At 56.2% G+C, this 17,319-nt stretch carries 13 protein-coding genes; 1 reads left to right on the forward strand and 12 read right to left on the reverse strand.

Features of this window, described 5'->3' with window-relative positions; translation table 11 throughout:
• Positions 1-21 precede the first annotated feature (21 nt).
• The 12 genes from VN577_03755 to VN577_03810 form a co-directional block, all read right to left on the reverse strand.
• Positions 22-744, reverse strand: coding sequence for a class I SAM-dependent methyltransferase (locus tag VN577_03755; protein ID HWR13916.1), 723 nt, complete (start codon positions 742-744; stop codon positions 22-24).
• On the reverse strand, positions 741-3,095 hold the full coding sequence (locus tag VN577_03760) for a glycosyltransferase family 4 protein (GenBank protein HWR13917.1): 2,355 nt from the start codon (positions 3,093-3,095) through the stop codon (positions 741-743). Before VN577_03760 ends, VN577_03755 begins: the two co-directional genes overlap by 4 nt.
• On the reverse strand, positions 3,092-4,279 hold the full coding sequence (locus VN577_03765; GenBank protein HWR13918.1) for a glycosyltransferase family 4 protein: 1,188 nt from the start codon (positions 4,277-4,279) through the stop codon (positions 3,092-3,094). The genes VN577_03760 and VN577_03765 overlap by 4 nt, the downstream gene beginning before the upstream one ends.
• 38 nt (positions 4,280-4,317) lie before the next feature.
• On the reverse strand, positions 4,318-5,436 hold the full coding sequence (locus VN577_03770; protein ID HWR13919.1) for a glycosyltransferase family 4 protein: 1,119 nt from the start codon (positions 5,434-5,436) through the stop codon (positions 4,318-4,320).
• Positions 5,436-6,524, reverse strand: a complete 1,089-nt coding sequence (locus VN577_03775; GenBank protein HWR13920.1) for a glycosyltransferase family 4 protein — start codon at positions 6,522-6,524, stop codon at positions 5,436-5,438. The genes VN577_03770 and VN577_03775 overlap by 1 nt, the downstream gene beginning before the upstream one ends.
• Positions 6,514-7,776: an ABC transporter ATP-binding protein gene (locus VN577_03780; GenBank protein HWR13921.1), complete on the reverse strand. Its 1,263-nt coding sequence runs from the start codon at positions 7,774-7,776 to the stop codon at positions 6,514-6,516. The genes VN577_03775 and VN577_03780 overlap by 11 nt, the downstream gene beginning before the upstream one ends.
• Position 7,777: 1 nt before the next feature.
• Complete coding sequence (locus tag VN577_03785; protein ID HWR13922.1) at positions 7,778-8,653, reverse strand: ABC transporter permease; 876 nt, start codon at positions 8,651-8,653, stop codon at positions 7,778-7,780.
• A 147-nt stretch (positions 8,654-8,800) separates the two neighbouring features.
• Positions 8,801-9,901, reverse strand: coding sequence for a glycosyltransferase family 4 protein (locus VN577_03790; protein ID HWR13923.1), 1,101 nt, complete (start codon positions 9,899-9,901; stop codon positions 8,801-8,803).
• Positions 9,902-9,969: 68 nt separating this feature from the next.
• Entirely contained in the window at positions 9,970-11,328 is a 1,359-nt protein-coding gene (locus tag VN577_03795; GenBank protein HWR13924.1) for a hypothetical protein, read from the reverse strand.
• A gap of 2 nt (positions 11,329-11,330) precedes the next feature.
• The gene (locus tag VN577_03800) at positions 11,331-12,503 is read right to left on the reverse strand and encodes a glycosyltransferase family 4 protein (GenBank protein ID HWR13925.1); all 1,173 of its coding nucleotides are present in this window, start codon (positions 12,501-12,503) and stop codon (positions 11,331-11,333) included.
• Entirely contained in the window at positions 12,500-13,708 is a 1,209-nt protein-coding gene (locus VN577_03805; protein HWR13926.1) for a glycosyltransferase family 4 protein, read from the reverse strand. Before VN577_03805 ends, VN577_03800 begins: the two co-directional genes overlap by 4 nt.
• 22 nt (positions 13,709-13,730) lie before the next feature.
• A complete protein-coding gene (locus tag VN577_03810; protein ID HWR13927.1) occupies positions 13,731-14,738 on the reverse strand; it encodes a GDP-mannose 4,6-dehydratase in 1,008 nt (335 codons plus the stop codon).
• A 297-nt stretch (positions 14,739-15,035) separates the two neighbouring features.
• Between VN577_03810 and VN577_03815 the strand changes: the two genes are divergently transcribed.
• On the forward strand, positions 15,036-17,318 hold the full coding sequence (locus tag VN577_03815; GenBank protein ID HWR13928.1) for a polysaccharide biosynthesis tyrosine autokinase: 2,283 nt from the start codon (positions 15,036-15,038) through the stop codon (positions 17,316-17,318).
• Position 17,319: the final 1 nt, after the last annotated feature.

Consider the following 17,319-nt stretch of genomic DNA (forward strand, 5'->3'; position numbering starts at 1 on the left):
GAGTTGGCGGATGTCTCCACGCTATTTGCCTGCAACCACCATGGAGTGAAGCCCTAACCATCTTGTGATCACGCGCGGATGATCGAGTTTATCGACGAGCATCCAGGGCCGCCCCGGAATGGGCAGATACATGCCCCGCGATTCATGACGCAATACCCGAAGACCAGCATGACGGATCCAACGCAGAGTTCGCGGCAGCATGACGAGGTGGTTGATGGGCTGTCCGGTTTCGGTGAAGGGTGTACCTTTGAGCCTCATATATCCGCGATACAGCCCCATGAGGTTCAGATAGTTGGGGGTAGTGAGGAACAGCTTCCCTCCGGGACGAAGAACGCGGGCGAGTTCCGATACGCCTCGGCGCGGATCGGGAACATGCTCGATTGTGTCGCATGAAACAACGTAATCAAAACTGCTGTCCGAATGGGCGATCGACTGCATATCGGTGACTTCCCAATCAATATCCAGCCCGAGTGAACTTGCCAGTTCCTTTCCCCTAGTTACACCCGAGAAGGAGAAGTCAGCTGCTGTCAAATGGGCGCGAGTATTGATGGCGAGCCAGCAGGAGAAGTCACCCCGGCCACATCCAATTTCAAGGACGCGCTTGCCGGAGAGTTTCTCGTTAAGCAGAAGGGGCTTCAGCATCGAATGCCACGGGGTATTGGCCTCGATGTCGATGTCCGGCTTCAAATGCCATGTGTCGTACGCTTCGCGGGAACTGGTGGTCGCGACAGGGGGCACACTCATTCCGCGCCTCCAGTCGCAACCGAGTATTTCGGAGCGGACGGGTGCGCATGGCCAGAGACGATCGCATCGAGGCAGTTCGCGTGTCCCTTCCAGACGACAGATGGTTGTAAACATTCCGCTGCTTTGCGGGCCGCGCGTCCCAACCTTTCACGATTTTGTTGCTTGTCGATCAAGAACTCGATGGCAGTGCTCAGCGATCGCGCATCACGGACGGGCACGAAGATGGCGTCCCGTTTATCAAGCAGCAGGTCTGGTGCAGCGCCGACTGGTGTTGTGACAATCGGCAGGGCGCTGGACATAGCTTCTATTAGCGCCACGCTCGAGCCTTCCGACAAACTCGGCAGGACAAAAATGTCGGCCTGTTCGTGAAGTTCAAGCAACTCGCGTGGGTTGACACGCGGCCTGACAGAGACGCTACCACGAACGATTTCGGGGAACTCCTTGAGAACTTCCTCCTCCGAAGCCAGAGTGCCGGCACAGCAAAGTTGCAGATCAGGGTAACGCTGGTGCAGGGAAATAAAAGCATCCAGGAGGTACCGGATCCCTTTCATGGGCAGCCATTGACCCACGAAAAGAAGTCGGGTGGCACGAGCCGCGTAAGTGCGATGAATATGAAAGAAGCTGTCGGGCGCAGGATTGCTTACGATTTTAGTTTTGTCGCGTGTTGCCCACCTGTGATCCACAAGAAACTGCGCCTCTTGAGAATTCAAGCACATGAGCAGATCCGCTTCGAGGCAAGAGCACTTTAGGAGCGCTGGAACAATCTTGCCCTGTAGCAAACGATAGCGAAAGGACAGCGGCACCTCGCGGGCAAGTTGCTCGAAGTAGAGGGGTTCGAGTCCGTGAAACATGATGGAGGTTTTGAGCGACTTGAACTTGTTGAAGTGGCGTCGCAGAAATGTGATCAGCCAGCCAGCGTAACTGTGGAACATGGCAACATCGATCTCATCGTCCCGTGTACGGAACCAGTTTGCGAGCGCAATCGGGAAGAGAATCGGCGTGAAGCGATGGCCCAGTTTCTGTATCCAAGGAAAGTCGTCGGTGGTCAGAATGGTGCACCTGTGTCCGCGGCTCTCGAAATACATCGCACGCTGGCAGGTGTTGCGATATACGGCTGTGTGCTCATCGCGGCGAACATGGATGGCGAGAACGATTCGCAAAGGAGCGATGGGCGGTGACGCGGCGCAGGGCAATTCTTCAGTGAAACTCTTGCCACTCGTGAGGAGAATGCGTCGCACGAGGTCGGAAAAATCATCAAAAACGCGTCTTCGGTCGAACTTCTGGACAACGAGCGTGCGACCTTCGCGCGCGCGTCGCTTCGCCTCCTCCGGCTTCGCAATAACTTCGCGCACCCTGGCTGCGAGTGCGTGATGGTCGCCGACCGGATACGTCCATCCGGTATGCCCGTCGACAACGGTTTCGCGAAGGCCGCCGACACTGGTGGCGATGACAGGGGTTTCACACGCCAGTGCTTCGAGTGGCGAAAAGCCGAGGCCTTCTTCTCTGCTTGCTTGCACACAGATATCGCAAACCTGGTAATCAAGAGGAAGCTCGCGATGCGGATGAACGGCATCGGTTGCAATAACGCGAGTGTGAACGCCGAACTTCTCCGCATCCGCCAGAAACTGACGATAACCTCCACTGCGATGCAAGAGCCACAGATCGTGCCCCTCGTCGACAAGGGTGCGAACGGCTCGCAGGAGCGTCTCACTGTCTTTTTCGGGAGCGACTCTGCTTGAGAAGAAAATCAGCGTACCGGTCCTCGGAAGGCGGAGTTGCGACTTCAATTCTTCCTTAGAAACGAGAGGCGGTTCGAAGATTCTGGTGTCTACCCCGTAGATCGGAATCGTGTGTACGGTGCGAGCACCGTAACGGCGGACCACGCCCGAAAGATACTCGCTTAGAACTAGGTACCTTTCGCCAAGCAGCGCGTTGAGCCGAGCGAGGAGCGCGACAATGGTGGCCTCCCGCTTCTGATATGGCCGGCCATACGGGTGAAGAAGTCGACAATGGTAGTAAGCCTCGACGGGCGAACAAACCAGCATGATGACCGGTACGGAGGTGAACTGTCGGACGATGTTCGCCGCGAGAGCCGCAAGACTGTAGCCCTGAACGAGAACGATGTCGATCTCGGAGCGACGGTGAACCAATTCCGCGAAAACAAAGCGGGCGAAGGCAAGCCGTCCGGCAGGGCCGACCGTCATCCATATCCTGGTGGATGGCTGTCGGCTGATCTCCACACCACCCTCAATTTTCCGAGCGAGGACCGTGAGCTCGAAGTTGTCGGCCAGCCCTTCGATCAGCCTTACGTCAGTGCCGCTTTCTACTATGAAGAGTAGCCGGGGCTTCAAGCGGTACACCTCTCGAAAATCTGCAGTAATTGCGCGAGGTGGGCATCGAGCGAATAGGCCGCCGAGCGGGCAAAAGCGCCGGTGCAAAGTTGACGGTAATGATCGGGGTCGCTCAACGATTTTACGACGGCATCCGCAAGCGATCGTGATGTGGCAGGAAGCGAAGCGAGGTGCCCGTTGATGCCGTCGTGAAGCCATTCTGGTATGCCGCCCACGGCGAAGGTGACGGTTGGGACGCCAAGCTGTCCGGCTTCGAGTCCGGAAAGACCGAATGGTTCCGGCCAGATGCTCGGCATGATCAACAGGTGCGAATTGGCGATCCGTCTCTGAACTTCAACTGCGGACAGCCATCCCGTGAATTCGAACGCGACTGCCTCGGAGGTGATTGTCCGAGCCTGTTTCTCCCAACTTCCGCGCTCTGGGCCGTCGCCAGCGAAAGTTAGAGACAGCCGTCTGGCAAGCCGACGTTGAATATCGGGAAGAGAATCGATGAGCAGATGGCCACCCTTCAGCGCATGCATACGGCCGGCAAACATCAGTCGAAGCGGGTCGGTCGCGAAATCATGTGAACAGGGTGGTGCTGCATTTACGCTTCCTGTGAACGGGTATACACAATCGGAATGTAAGCCGTGAGCTGACAGCTCTCGCGCCATGTATCCGGAGTTCGCTATTAGCGCGCGATAACGTCGCATCAGTTCAAGACGACGACTCTGAAGGCGATAGCGAGACAGCATGGTGAAAGGGTTGCGTCCACCGCAGTGATCGGGAAAGTAGTGGAGCAGGCATTGGGGTCCGAACTGACGTTGACAAGGACCAGGCGTGCTGCCATCCACAGTTTTGTTCCCGCTGATACAGGTACCGTAGTAGTTATGGACGTACAGGGCGCCACAACCGAGAGCAACTACCGCAGCCTCCAGGTCCGGGTCGTGTAATCCGTGCACGAAGCAGATATCCGGATGCCATTCTCTCAACGACGCTAACGCCATCGTTGAGGAAGAGGCTGAAACACACCATTGGGGTACCTCGTCGGGGATCGAAATCCGATCGTGAGTGGAATCGGGATCGTCCTCAAATAAGCAGGCAAGTTCGTGACCAGCACGTGCAAATGCGGGAATCACGGCGCCGAGATAGACCTCGGCTCCGCCGACCTTACGCCGGCTGTGATTCACAAATGCGATGCGCATTGATGTGCGTATTTTAGCGTGAGAAGTTGTTGAAGCTGTTAATACTTTGCATCGGCAGTCCGCGACTCGGGCGATGACCTTAGCGCGGATACGACGAGGGGCCAATCAAAGCGGGACCGGTACAGACGTTCTCCGCGCTCAGCTAGGTTTGACCGAGCGTTGGGATCGGAGAGAAGACGCAAGCACTCGGCGCCGAGGTTAGAAGGAGTTGTAAGGCAAACGGCGCCGGTAGAAGGCCAGAAATCTTCGGTGAGATGGCCACTATTTGTAACTACCGCTATTCCGTGCGACAGCGGGTTCATAAGACTTGTGCGGCGGGTACTGAGGCCGTCTGGGTACGGCTGCAACATGAGATCGCACGAGGAGATGTGCTGGGAGACCTCCGCGTCGCGCAGGAGGCCGGTAGCCTTGATTCGCGTTGATGCTCCGAGTCTAACGGCAAAGTCAGCACTGTTGCGGCCCATCAGCAGAAGTTCGCAATTGGGATGTTGCTGCAAGAGTTCCTTGAGTGCGGGTTCGAGGAGAGCGCGTATTCCGGCGGGGTACGTTCCCAAATGGCCGACACGAGGAACCGCCGCCTTGCTTCGAACGACGGGTCTTTGTTCGATTGTGGCCGGTATCGGCAGCCACTCGAGCGTGATGTGGCTTGGAGCATAGGGTTGTAGGTAGCGGTTCCAGCCGGGAATCGAAATGAAGACCCGCTTCGACGAGCGGAGCAGGGTGCGAATCATGCGGCGCTGAACTTGCGAGACAAGGCGTTGTTTCCAGGTTCCGGACGAATCGAGGTAGGGCTCGTGGACCATCAAGTCAACTGAGGCACTCTTTCGGGCCAGAGATTCTATCCAGCGGCATAGCCAGATGTTCATGGCGCGGTAGCCGTAGCCATGTGGCACGTATTGGAGAAGGATGCGTGGCGATTCTTCAAGGTGGAGTCGAGCTTCTGTGTGAGCGAAGTTTCGGCGGCTGAAATCACCGAGAGTGCGATGTATAAAAACAGTCGATTCGCGCGCCTCAGAAGATACCTCCAGGCAGGAGGGCGCCCAGACGTGGACTTCTTCGCCTGATTTAGCAAGATGTTGGGCGAGCAGGCGGGTGTAATCGCTGACGCCCCCGACCTGTGGCGGATATTCGCACGTTATGATGTGCCAGGTTTGCATCAGTGCGCGTATATCTCCAGACAGCGCTGCACGACCGCAGGCCACGTGAACTTCGTCAGCACGCGTTCCCGCGCAGCACGGCCCATCGCCGCGGCCTCCGATGGATGGTTTCGGAGCCAGTTGAGTCTCTCTCCGAGGGCTATTGGATTGTTGGGTGGCACAACGAAACCGGAAACTCCGTCTTCCACTACCTCGGGCATACTCGCGACGTCGGTACAAATCGCGGGTGTGCCGCACGCCATTCCTTCGAGCAGAGTCTGCCCAAGAAGTTCTGGGACCTTTGTTTCCTCTCCGTATAGATTGCGGTAAACGCTCGGAAGGACGATGCAAAGAGCAGATCGATAAGCTTGCGTGATGTCGTAGTCGGTGCAGTCGTGGTGGAAGGCGACCATCTTTCCGGATGCAAGTTTTTGTAGATCCCGAAAGAATTCGTCTCGCATCGGCTGTCCAATGACTTCGAGCGGCATATCCTGAGGCATCGCTTCGACGAGATAGTTGATGCCCTTGTGGGGTAAAAGGCGACCGACAAACAAGGCGAAACTGCCCCGGGCCACGGTAGCGTCGGGCGAAAACTTTTTCGTGTCTACGCCGCCGAGGATGACATGAGACCAGGACTTGCCTTCCTGATTGAAAACGCTTCGGCTGTAATCGCTTATGTGTAGATGCCCGCGATACCACCGGTCAGTACTTATGTAGGCAGACACATCCCATCCGCCACCACCCAGATCGGTAACGAAAATCTTCTTCGAGGCAAGGTTCGCAAACGCCGCTGCCATGCTGCTGGCAAGAATGTGCTGCTGGTGGCAGTGAATCACGTCGGCCCGAGAAGCTTCAGCAAACAGCGCGAATGCAAATGGATTGGAGCGCGAGCCCTGAACGTGCCAGGGATTTCCGACGACACGGACGTCGAGATTGCCCACGCGCTCCGCTCTGTCCGCATCTCCGAAGGTGAACAAACGAGTGGGAACGACATCGGCCATGTGTTGTGCAAGTTCGAGGGCGTAGCGTTCCGCTCCACCTAAGACGCCTTTGGCACCGAACAATGCTGGAACTATGTGCAGGACGCGCGGCGGACCCTTATCGCGCATCGGCTTTGGCGCCTTTCAAGCCATGAAACTCGAATTCGGCGGGCCAGAAGATAGTCCCATCATTTGCTTGCGGGACCTCGCCACTACCAAAGACGTCAACCGGGATTACCTCGAAAGAGATCGCGTCGTAAACGGCGTCCAGCAGGTGGTATTCCTCGGCAAGAAAAAGATCGACGGAGTAGGTCCCCGCCAGCAGCGGCAAGTCGCGGAGATGGCAAACGACAGTTCCGGCACCAAATTGCTCCGAGACCTGATACTGCTTCTGAACATGAGTGGAAGCAGTGAAGACCGGCACGCCGTAATTGTTCTTCACCGTGACGCTGAGGTTTGGCTTATGGCGCTGGAAGAGGAAGTGGAACTCAACGAAGAGCGAAAGACCTTCCCCCATCCGAATAGCGGAGGCCGGCAATCCGTTTTGTGACTGGATTGAAACGTTCCGGAGATATGGTTTCATGCCTCCACGGCGTCCAGGATGTTTTATCAGTTCGCGGGCGGCGTTTTCGGGAACCGCTTCGGCAGCGAGATACCTGGTGACGATCTCGTGTGGAGGGCCATCGCCAATCAACTTGCCTTCGGAAATGAACAGACAGCGACTGCAAAGACCCTCAATAGCCGCCATGTTGTGACTTACGAAGAGAACGGTTCGTCCGCTGGCGCTGACATCGCGCATCTTGCCGAGGCACTTCTTCTGAAAACTGGCATCGCCGACCGCGAGCACTTCGTCGACAAGCAGGATTTCGGATTCCAGGAATGCGGCCACCGCAAACGCCAGGCGCAGATACATCCCGCTTGAGTACCGTTTAACCGGAGTGTCGATGAATTTATCGACTTCTGCGAAGGCGACGATGTCGTCGAACTTTCGGACGATTTCGGCACGCTTCATGCCCAGGATCGCGCCATTCAGGAAGATGTTCTCGCGCCCGGTCAGTTCCTGATGAAATCCAGTACCGACCTCAAGGAGACTGCCCACTCGTCCATAGAGATCGATGCGTCCGGTGGTGGGCTCGGTTATACGGGAGAGAATCTTCAGCAGAGTCGACTTTCCTGCGCCGTTGCGTCCGATGACGCCGATCACATCTCCCGGGAGCGCATTGAAGCACAGATCGCGTAGAGCCCAGATGGATTCGGTCGGAGCATGACGGCGTGGGCGAAACATCTGCATCAGCGATTCACGCAGCGTCTGGTACGGGACTTCACGCGCTCCGATCTGGTACTGCTTACTCACTCCCTCGACTTGGATGATCGGTTTCATCTCAGATCAAATCAGCGAATGTCTTCTCCAGGCGGCGGAACGAGTAAGCGGCGTAGATGAGCATCATGATCGCGAAGCAAATGGAGTATGCGAGAAAAGCCCACTGGAAGGGAAGTCCGAACAGGGCCGCACGAAAGCCTTCGATGATTCCGGTGCCCGGGTTCAAAGCCAACACCCAGCGCCATTTTTCCGGTACCAGACTCGCGGGATAGATCACCGGAGTGGCAAACATCCAGACCTGCACGAGGAACGGCAATGCGAACCGGATGTCACGAAACTTCACCGTTAAGGCGGAAAAGAGAAGCCCTACGCCCAACGCGAGCAGTGTCAGCAGGCATATTAAGGGAAGCAGCATCAAGACGTTCAGCGAAATGGGAATCTTGTGCCATACCATCAATCCGGCAAGTAAAGTGAATGCGATTGCGAAGTCCACGAGCGCCGCGAGGACGGAGGCGGCCGGGATGATCATCCGCGGAAAATATACCTTGGTGATCAGGTTTGAACTTCCCACGATGCTAGTAGAGCTATTGGTCACCGCTGCGGCGAAGAAGGTCCACGGCAGCAACCCGGCATAAGCAAAAACGGAATACGGGATTCCATCAGACGGCATCTTTGCGAGTCGTCCGAAGAAGAGCGTGAAAATGAGCATCGGGAATAAAGGCTGAATCAATGCCCAAACGGCGCCAAGAGCCGTTTGCTTGTAGCGAATCTTAATGTCACGCCAGGTTAGGAAGTAAAGGAGTTCACGATGCGCCCAAACGTCCGCGAGATTGAGCGCAACCCATCCGCGACTGGGAACAAGCGTGAGCAGCGGACGCTCAGGAAGGACATACGCAGGCGCTTCAACCGCATCCGTTGGTAAAGACTGGTTGCTCACAATGATGAATTTGATCCTATATTGCCGAATAGGTTAACAGAAGAATTTCGTGCTCCGTGCTGCCGATTTCCAAAAAATACTCTGGGCCACAAGACTGTTACCGTTTCTTCCCAGTGAAATACCTGAGTGGACTGCGAGCTTTCGTCGTCAGCACGGTCGTTTATCCGTGGACTCGACGAGATCGACAATCTCATTCGCCATTATTTGCCAAGTGCGAGTGCGCATTCTTTGAGCAATCGGTTCAAAAATTCTTTGGGCCGATTCTTTGTCGCGAGCCCACGTCGCAATCAATTCCGCCAGTTCAGCTGCGTCATTTGCGTCGTGGAGGAGGAAGCGTTCCGCGGATTGTGGATAAAGCTCCGCGACTCCTGCCGATTTGCTGACAATTGCGGGTAGACCGAAGCAGATCGCCTCCTGGACGTTGAGCCCGAAAGCCTCGTAGCGGACCGGACTCACCAGCAGATCGGACGCCGCATAAACGCTGGCGACGTCCTTCGTGAAACCCAGCAGACGAACGCTTTGTGAAAGTCCTTCGCGCCGGGCCTGCTCGTGCCAACGATCCCACCCGCGTCCTCCACCGGCGGCAAGAAGATAAGCGTCGGGCAACTTCAGGCTCTTCCAGGCTTGCAGGAGCACATCAAAACCCTTGTTGCGGTCGTAGCCGAGAGCACCAACAAAGCAGACGACAATTGCGTCAGAGGGTAACCCGAAATTGCGGCGGGCGGTCTCCCGTGCGCCAAGGGTCGGCGACTGCCAAGCAGGATCGCTACCGAGATAGACGGTATGAATTTTGTGTCCGGGAACGCCTAGGGAGAGAAGGTCACGCCGGGTGCGTTCTGAGTTGGCGATGACGAGTTGTGCGGCAGTCAGTGCACGCCTCTCGTCACGGATAGCCTTGTGCTTGTGGATTGCGCCCTTGGTTCGGAACCACAAAGGTGCTTCATGGTCGAACCGACGCCAGGCGGCATGAACCGCATGTACCCAGTTGATGTCGGGAAATGCGCAATTGCCGCCGTTGACGACGACCCGTGCGTCGGGGAATTGGGATCTGACCTGGTGAGCGACTCGGAGTCCCATGCGCTCGAGTACGCGCTCCGCTAGCAGCGTCGACTTCAATGGCCGGGGGACCAGGAAGGATTTTACGGCGGGGTGGCACAGCAGATCATCGCTGATCTCGTGTGCGACAAGATGTACGGTTCGCCCCTGGGTAAGCAGAGCTTGAGCTAGCGCGTAGTTTGCCCGATCCATGCCGCCGGCATTGTGAAACCCGCCACAAACCAGAACCCAGGGGGCTCGCGTATTTGGTGCGGGCAGTGTCATCGCAATGGGACCTGCCGATCATTGCGATTCGCCACCGGTCGACTGACGAACGTTGAATGTGCAGGTGAAGCGAATACTCTCGTGTGCTTGTCGTGATAGCAGGCCATCCAGCCCAGCAATAGCATCAGCATGGCAGTTAGAGGAATGGCCGTCAGAAGACCAATGCCGATGAACCCGGTAAGGCAGAACGCAAGACACTGAAACCACGACATACGAACGCCAAGGAACCAAGGTTTGTCCCGGGTGGGGCGCGGGCGGGTGAAGACCCAAAGGAAAAATCCGAGCCAGGCCACGGTGCCGATCAATCCTGTTTCAAGTTGAATGCGCCCAAGTTCACTCTCCACCACAACCGGGCGAAAGACCCGATCGCTTAGAAAATAGGGCATGCTGGTCCCGCCCCCACCGAGACCGACGCCGAACGGGTATTCGTAAATGGCGTCGAAGATACTGACGTTGACGCTGGACTGAATGCGGGTGGTGACATACTCGCTGTTGCTGAGCGTGGTGAATCTCTGTAGTCGAGGGTTGCTGGCCACCAGGTATCCAACAGCGACTAACACCAGGATCCAAGCCACACGGTACACGGGGCGCAGACGTGTCGAGAAGGTGAACACCGTAATCACGATAATGAGCCCAACGAAATGAATACGGGCGGCACTCAGGAAAACGCCGATCATTCCTGTGATGATTCCGGCTAGCAGGAGCTGTTTATGCCACATCTTAGCGTGTCGTTGTACCCAAGCTCCGGCGATCCAGGGCAGGGAAATGAGCATCATGCCGCCATAGGAATGAGCGTTCGAGAATGTGGAGGGAATGCGATACGCGTTCACGCTGGAGACATCATTGCTTCGATAAATAAGTTCGGTGATCGCGTTCCGAGGGAAAAAATGCTCGATGCCGAAAATAAATTCCGCAGCGCCGACCATGCAGGCCGCGACATTGAGTGCCGCAAGCCACAGTGCAAGCTGGTAAATCTCCTCGTCTTTGAGCTGTGCGCCGATCAGGATGAAGGGCAACAGAAAGATATTCCCGCGGAGTCCGACGAGTTGAACCATCGGATCCTGCAGCGGTACGAGAAAAAGGAGAATGGGCCATAGCATCAGACCCACGACCCAGTGCTTGAGCCGTTGCCCTTCGTGCGTAAGGAATGGCTGAGTAATAAGACGATGCTGCGAAATGAAGAGAGCGAGAACGGAGGAATCGAAGATGAAGTACGACGCAGTTTCCGGCACGTTAGCCCGGAAGATGCCAAAGATGTAACCGAAGGCAAAAACTGCTGCGATCCCGCGAGTGAGCGATTTGCGAGCCAGTACGTATGTAGTCACAAATGCGAAGACGCAAATCGCTATACCCATACTTAAGCCGCCGGACCTCTCTTCTGAACTAGACTAAACAGCAGGTTATAAAGAGATTGAACTTGGTGGGCCGGGTCGCACAAGGACTTTGCTCGCTCGGGGCCCGCAGAGCGAAATCTGGCGCGCAGTTCAGGGGAATCGATGAGTGCAGAAAGAGAGCGCGCAAGGCTGTCAATATCCTCGGGCGGCACGAGCACCCCGCAATTCCCGTCGAGTATTTCGCACGGACCACCCATCGCGAAAGTGACGACGGGCAGTCCGGCCTGCAGAGCCTCGACGAAGACAATCCCGAAGGGCTCGGGCGCCTCGTTGGGCTGACAGAAAATATCGGCGGCATGCATGAGCAGCTGCACATCTCGTCGCTGCCCGAGGAAGCGGAAACGATCCGTGAGCTTCAGCCGCGCGACTTCGTTTTCAAGCAACTCAAAATATTTGCGTTCAGCATCTGTTTGCGGTCCCCCGGCGACCCATATTGTCCAGGGTGAGGCGGCCGAAAGCTTCGCGGCAGCATGAATCAGATTGAGGTGTCCCTTCCAGCGCTCCATGCGACTGGCCATCAGGATTACGACGTCATCGCGAGACGTTCTGAGCTCAATTCGGAGCTGCATCGGGTCGCCTGACGGCGTCACTTTTTTGACCGGGTGGAAGAGTACGGAACTGGGGACATCAGGATAAACGTTCGCGAGTGTTGCACGTGCATGTGCCGAATTACAGATGACGAAATCAGGAATGTGGCGGGATGCCAGTCGCTGAAGCCAGTGCCCGTCGAGCGTAGAGTGCTGCCAAAATACTACAGGGATTCGGGATCTCTTCAGGACTGGCCCGTAAACCGTCTGGCACCAGGCTGAATGGGAAATGATTACGTCAAACGGAAATTGATCCAGCAGGCGGGCAAGTGCATGCCGGGAGCGAATGACCGAGACCGGATTTCGCAAATGAACCGACGGCAGCTCGTGAACTTTCATTCCGGCGCAGCCTATGGAATCGGCGAAAATTCCTTTGAACGCCAAGGCAATCGACTGCTGAAGCTCAGGGCAGCCTGAAGCAAATTCTGCAAACGTGAGCAGGGCCGATTCAATACCGCCCATCATGTTGCCGGAATGCAAATGCAGAATGCGGAGTGTTTGCCGAAGGCTGTTCGGTGCTCCATGAACAGGCTCCGCGGAGACGCTCATGCATGCGCTCCGCGCGCCTTGTTACGCTCGCGATTCATCAAACATTCTTCATACAACGGTATCAGTTCCGTTGCCAGCCTCTCGCGGCCAAATCGGAGTCGCGCTGCATTCAATCCATTACTGCCAAGCCGTGAGCGGAGATTGACATCTTGCACCAGTCGGGAAATGGCTCCGGCCATGCTTGCGGAGTTACCCGATTCAAATGTGAGCGCGAACTCACCCATCCGCAAGACCTCGGCAGCCCCACCTTTTCCGCTGCTGATCACTGGCTTCCCGCAGCCCATGGATTCCACGATCACGCGACCGAATGGTTCGGGTTCTGTGCTGGCATGAACCACCACATCAAGCATGCGCATGGCAGCGGCGGGATTGTCGACAAAACCAGTGAATGTGACGCGGTCAGCGATTCCCAACCGATTCGCATACTCCTTCAACGAGTTGACCGACTGTTGTTGTGAAGCCGTTTGGTACAACGCACCACCGATAACAAAGCCGTGGACGTTCAGACGGCGATCGAGTTTCGCCAATGCATCAAGGAACAGCCGGTGTCCCTTCCACCAGGCCATGGTTGCAACGAGACCCACTTTGACAGTGCCTGGAGCGATACCCGGCGTGGGTAGTATGGGGCCCTGCGGGGAGAACTCGTTGAGGTCAACCACGTTGAGGATTGGGACCACTTTCTTGCCCGGAAGCAGCTTACGGATATCTTGTGCGACGCTTTCGGAATTCGCGATGACCAGATCGGCCTGTGACTGGAATCGACTTAACAGGCGAGCCATAATCGGTCGCGAACTGGCATAGTCGTGGACATGCCAGATCAGTTTTGCATTCCGTGGCTTGGCCCATGCGCCCAGGAGGTGCATCTTGAGGCCATTGGTGTGAATGATGTCGGGGTTGCTGCCGTGGAGGGTAGCGCGCAATTTTCGACGGTACGCAATCGCCGCCGGTGCTGCACGCAGAGTGGAAGCGAATAGAGCTGATCGCCCGGTCGCGCCTGAATCTCCGAGCGACGCGACACGCTGGGGAAACCGCAAGACCTGGACGTCGGCCAAGGCTGCAGCGCGTGAGGACAGCGGGCCGGGTTCCCCAAGAATCACCGTGAGCCGCCATTCCGGGCGGCTTTGATGCAAGAAAGCGAGCATGTCCAGCAGGCAGAGTTCAGCGCCACCGAGTTGGCCGGACGGATTCAGGAACGCGATGTGCATCAGTCCGGCTACGCTCTCCTGTTCAAGCTTTTGCCGCTGCGGACTTGCTACCCGCCTGTTGCGAGAATATCTCCAGATCCGACTCGACCATCTCTCGGACCAGGTCCTTCAAGGTGAGCTTGTAGTCCCAGCCGAGCGCTTTCTTGGCCTTGGAGCAATCCCCCAGCAGGTTGTCGACCTCCGCCGGGCGCTTATAACGATCATCGATCTTGAGATAGTCTTCGAGATTCAGCCCGACGAGCGAGAACGCCAGATCGGCGAAGTCCTTCACTGAGTAATTGACGCCAGTGGCAATAACGTAATCATCGGGACGGTCTTGCTGAAGCATGAGCCACATTCCGCGTACGTATTCGCGGGCATGTCCCCAATCGCGACGTGCCTCGAGATTGCCAAGTCGAAGTTCATCAGCCAGGCCCAGCTTTATCTTTGCGGCTTGGGAAGTAATTTTACGGGTGACGAACTCCAGTCCGCGACGTGGCGACTCGTGGTTATAGAGAATTCCCGAGCAGGCATAAAGACCGTAGGCTTCACGATAGTTGCGAGTCAGGTAATATCCAGCGACCTTCGAGATGCCGTAGGGAGAACGGGGACGGAAGATCGTTTCCTCGTTCTGGGGTACTTGCGGCGGATTACCGAACATCTCGCTGGACCCGGCAAAGTAGAAGCGCGCCTTGGGCGCCAGTTCGCGAACAGCCGCCAGCATGTAATGCGTGCCGTTCACGTTTGCGCCCATGGTAGTGAATTCGTCCTCAAAGGAGTAGCTGACAAAACTCTGTGCGGCCAGGTGGTAAATCTCGTCCGGGTGAATCTTCGAGATGACCTGGTAAAGGCTCGGATAGCTTTCGAGGGACGCCCCGTGGAGCTCTACTTTTCCAATCAAGTGACGGATTCGATGCAGACGATGTTCAGGGTTTTCAATCGCCATGCGACGCGCAACGCCGTGTACTTCGTAGCCTTTCTCAAGGAGGAGTTCAGCCAAGTAACTACCGTCTTGCCCTGAGATTCCCGTGATCAATGCTCGTTTCGCCATTTACTCCTCAGTAAATCTTGTGATCACGCAGAGAACTGGCATTCAAAACTCAGACCCAAAACGGGCCGAGTGAATTCGATTGCCAACTGCGTTAGAACTTCCGATATTGTCCGGTTTTAAGCCGTTGGAGTATAGGTTTCGTCCCCTAGAGTGTCAAAACAAGTACGTTACCTTTATGACTCCCCGATGTCTTATATGTAAATACCGGTGTTTTAGCCGATGCTAAAATCGCGCTACTCTGCATAATCAATATAGTTATCCGGATCCCATTTGTATCGGTCCGGATACAGGGTGGGCATGGAAACGGAGACTTCCAACATAACCAGCCTGACTCCGCTGAACCGTGAGTCAACTCTATCAGCAGGCGCTCATTCGTACCGTTACGCCGCCGCCGTCGCGCCCGGAAACTTGCCGGCCAATGATAACGGACTGCTCCAGTATTGGCCTACGTTAAGAAAGCACCGCTGGACGATTTTGGCAACCATCATTGTCGTCGTAACGATTGCGACAATCGTAACGCTCCGCACCACGCCTGTCTATGAGGCCGCCGGAAGGATTGCCATCGGTCACGAGAACAATGACGTCCTGGGCTTTAAGAGCACGGCGGAAGGACTCACCAGCGATTCCTACGATTACGACTACACCATGCTGGACACGCAGATAAGGATTCTGCAGAGTGACGCCATTGCGCTTGCGACCGCGAAGGCGCTGCAACTGGACAAGGATCCTACTTTCAATCGAAACGCCGCCGGGAGCGAGGTTTTGTCATATTCTCCCGGAGTCGAGCCGTCTCTGGAAGCAGCGATGATGGGATTCGTGCAGGGTGGGCTGCGGCTGTCCATTGTTCCAAAAACAAGAATCATCGAAATCAGATTTGCGAACCCCAATCCGCAGATGGCTGCGAAAGTCGTAAATACGCTGGTTAATGTTTATATCGAGCAGAACTTCAAAACGAAGTTCGAATCGGCGATGCAAACTTCGGACTGGCTGTCGAAGCAGCTTTCCGACCTGCAACTCAAAGTAGAAGTTTCGCAGGAAAAATTGGTTCGCTATCAGCGAGAGCACGGGATTCTGGGTATCGACGAAAAACAGAATATCGTTACGGCGAAGCTAGACGAGCTCAACAAGGAATTGACGGCAGCTGAGGCGGACCGCATACAGAAAGAAGCCCGTTATCGACTGGCAGTTTCCGGAAGCCCGGAACTGATCAGCGGCAGCGACACCACGACGCTGTTGGGTCGGCTGCGGCAACAGGAAGCAGATCTGCGTACTCAGATCGCACAGGCCGAAGTCCAGTTGGGCCCCGCGCATCCGCGGATTCGCGAACTTAACAACCAGTTGCAGCAGGTTCAGAATAACCTGCACTCGGAAATCGAGAAGCTCGCTGGCCGAATCAAGACCGACTACCAAACAGCCGCGCAACGCGAAACTCTTCTTGGCGGAGCCCTGGAAAGCCAAAAGCAGCAGGCCAACAAGCTGAACGAGAGCGCGATCGAATATTCATTATTGAAACGAGACGTCGATACAAACCGCCAATTGTACGAAGGGCTCTTGCAGAAATTAAAAGAAGCGAGCGTTTCAGCCGGCCTGCGGTCGTCCAATATTCGCGTCGTTGATGTAGCAAGAGTTCCGCTTGCGCCCTCCAAGCCGGATAAGCGCCGCAACATCATGCTGGCGTTTGCGATGGGACTCGTAGGTGGTGTGGTACTGGCATTCGTGCTTGAGGCAGTGGACAACACGGTTCGTACACCGGAGCAAGCGCAGGCGATTACGACGTTGCCTGCATTGGGAATTATCCCGTCCAACGACAACGCCATGCCGCGTACAAGACGTCAGAAGGCACTGGCCGAGAGTGCCAACGCCAAGGAAGGCGTGGAAGTTGTCGCCTACCGCCGCCCGAAGTCGGATGTTTCGGAATCGTACCGTGCATTGCGGACGGCCATCCTGCTGTCTTCGACCGGCGCGGCACCCAAGGTGATGCTCGTAACAAGCGCGCTGCCGCAGGAAGGGAAGACCACCACGAGCATCAACACGGCCGTGGTGCTCGCGCAAAAAGGCGCGCGCGTACTTCTGGTCGATGCGGATTTGCGTCGTCCCAGCGTGCACAAGGCTTTCAACATCAAGCCGAGCACGGGACTGAGCACGATTCTGACCGGCAGCAGCAGGTTTGAGAACACCGTTGCGCAAGTGCCGCAGCTTCCAAACCTCTTTCTTCTTCCCGCGGGACCGCCTCCGCCGCACCCGGCAGAGTTGCTGGGATCCAACCTGATGAAACAGTGCATCGAGCAATGGCGTGAGCACTATGACCACATCATTTTCGATACGCCGCCGGCTCTTTCGGTGACCGACTCGATTCTGTTGTCAGTGGACATGGACGCCGTGGTGCTGGTGGTCCGCTCCGGGAGCACGACGAAGGCGGCGCTGCGCCGCACTCGGGAATTACTCGCGCAGGTGAATGCCAACGTTCTTGGCGTGGTGGTAAATGCCGTAGATGTCGACTCGCCGGACTACTACCACCATTACTACTACGGCTCAAAGTACGGCGGATATGGCCGTTACAGCGAAGACACGCACGCCTAGG

The organism is Terriglobales bacterium (genome assembly GCA_035561515.1).
GTDB lineage: Bacteria > Acidobacteriota > Terriglobia > Terriglobales > Acidobacteriaceae > DATMXP01.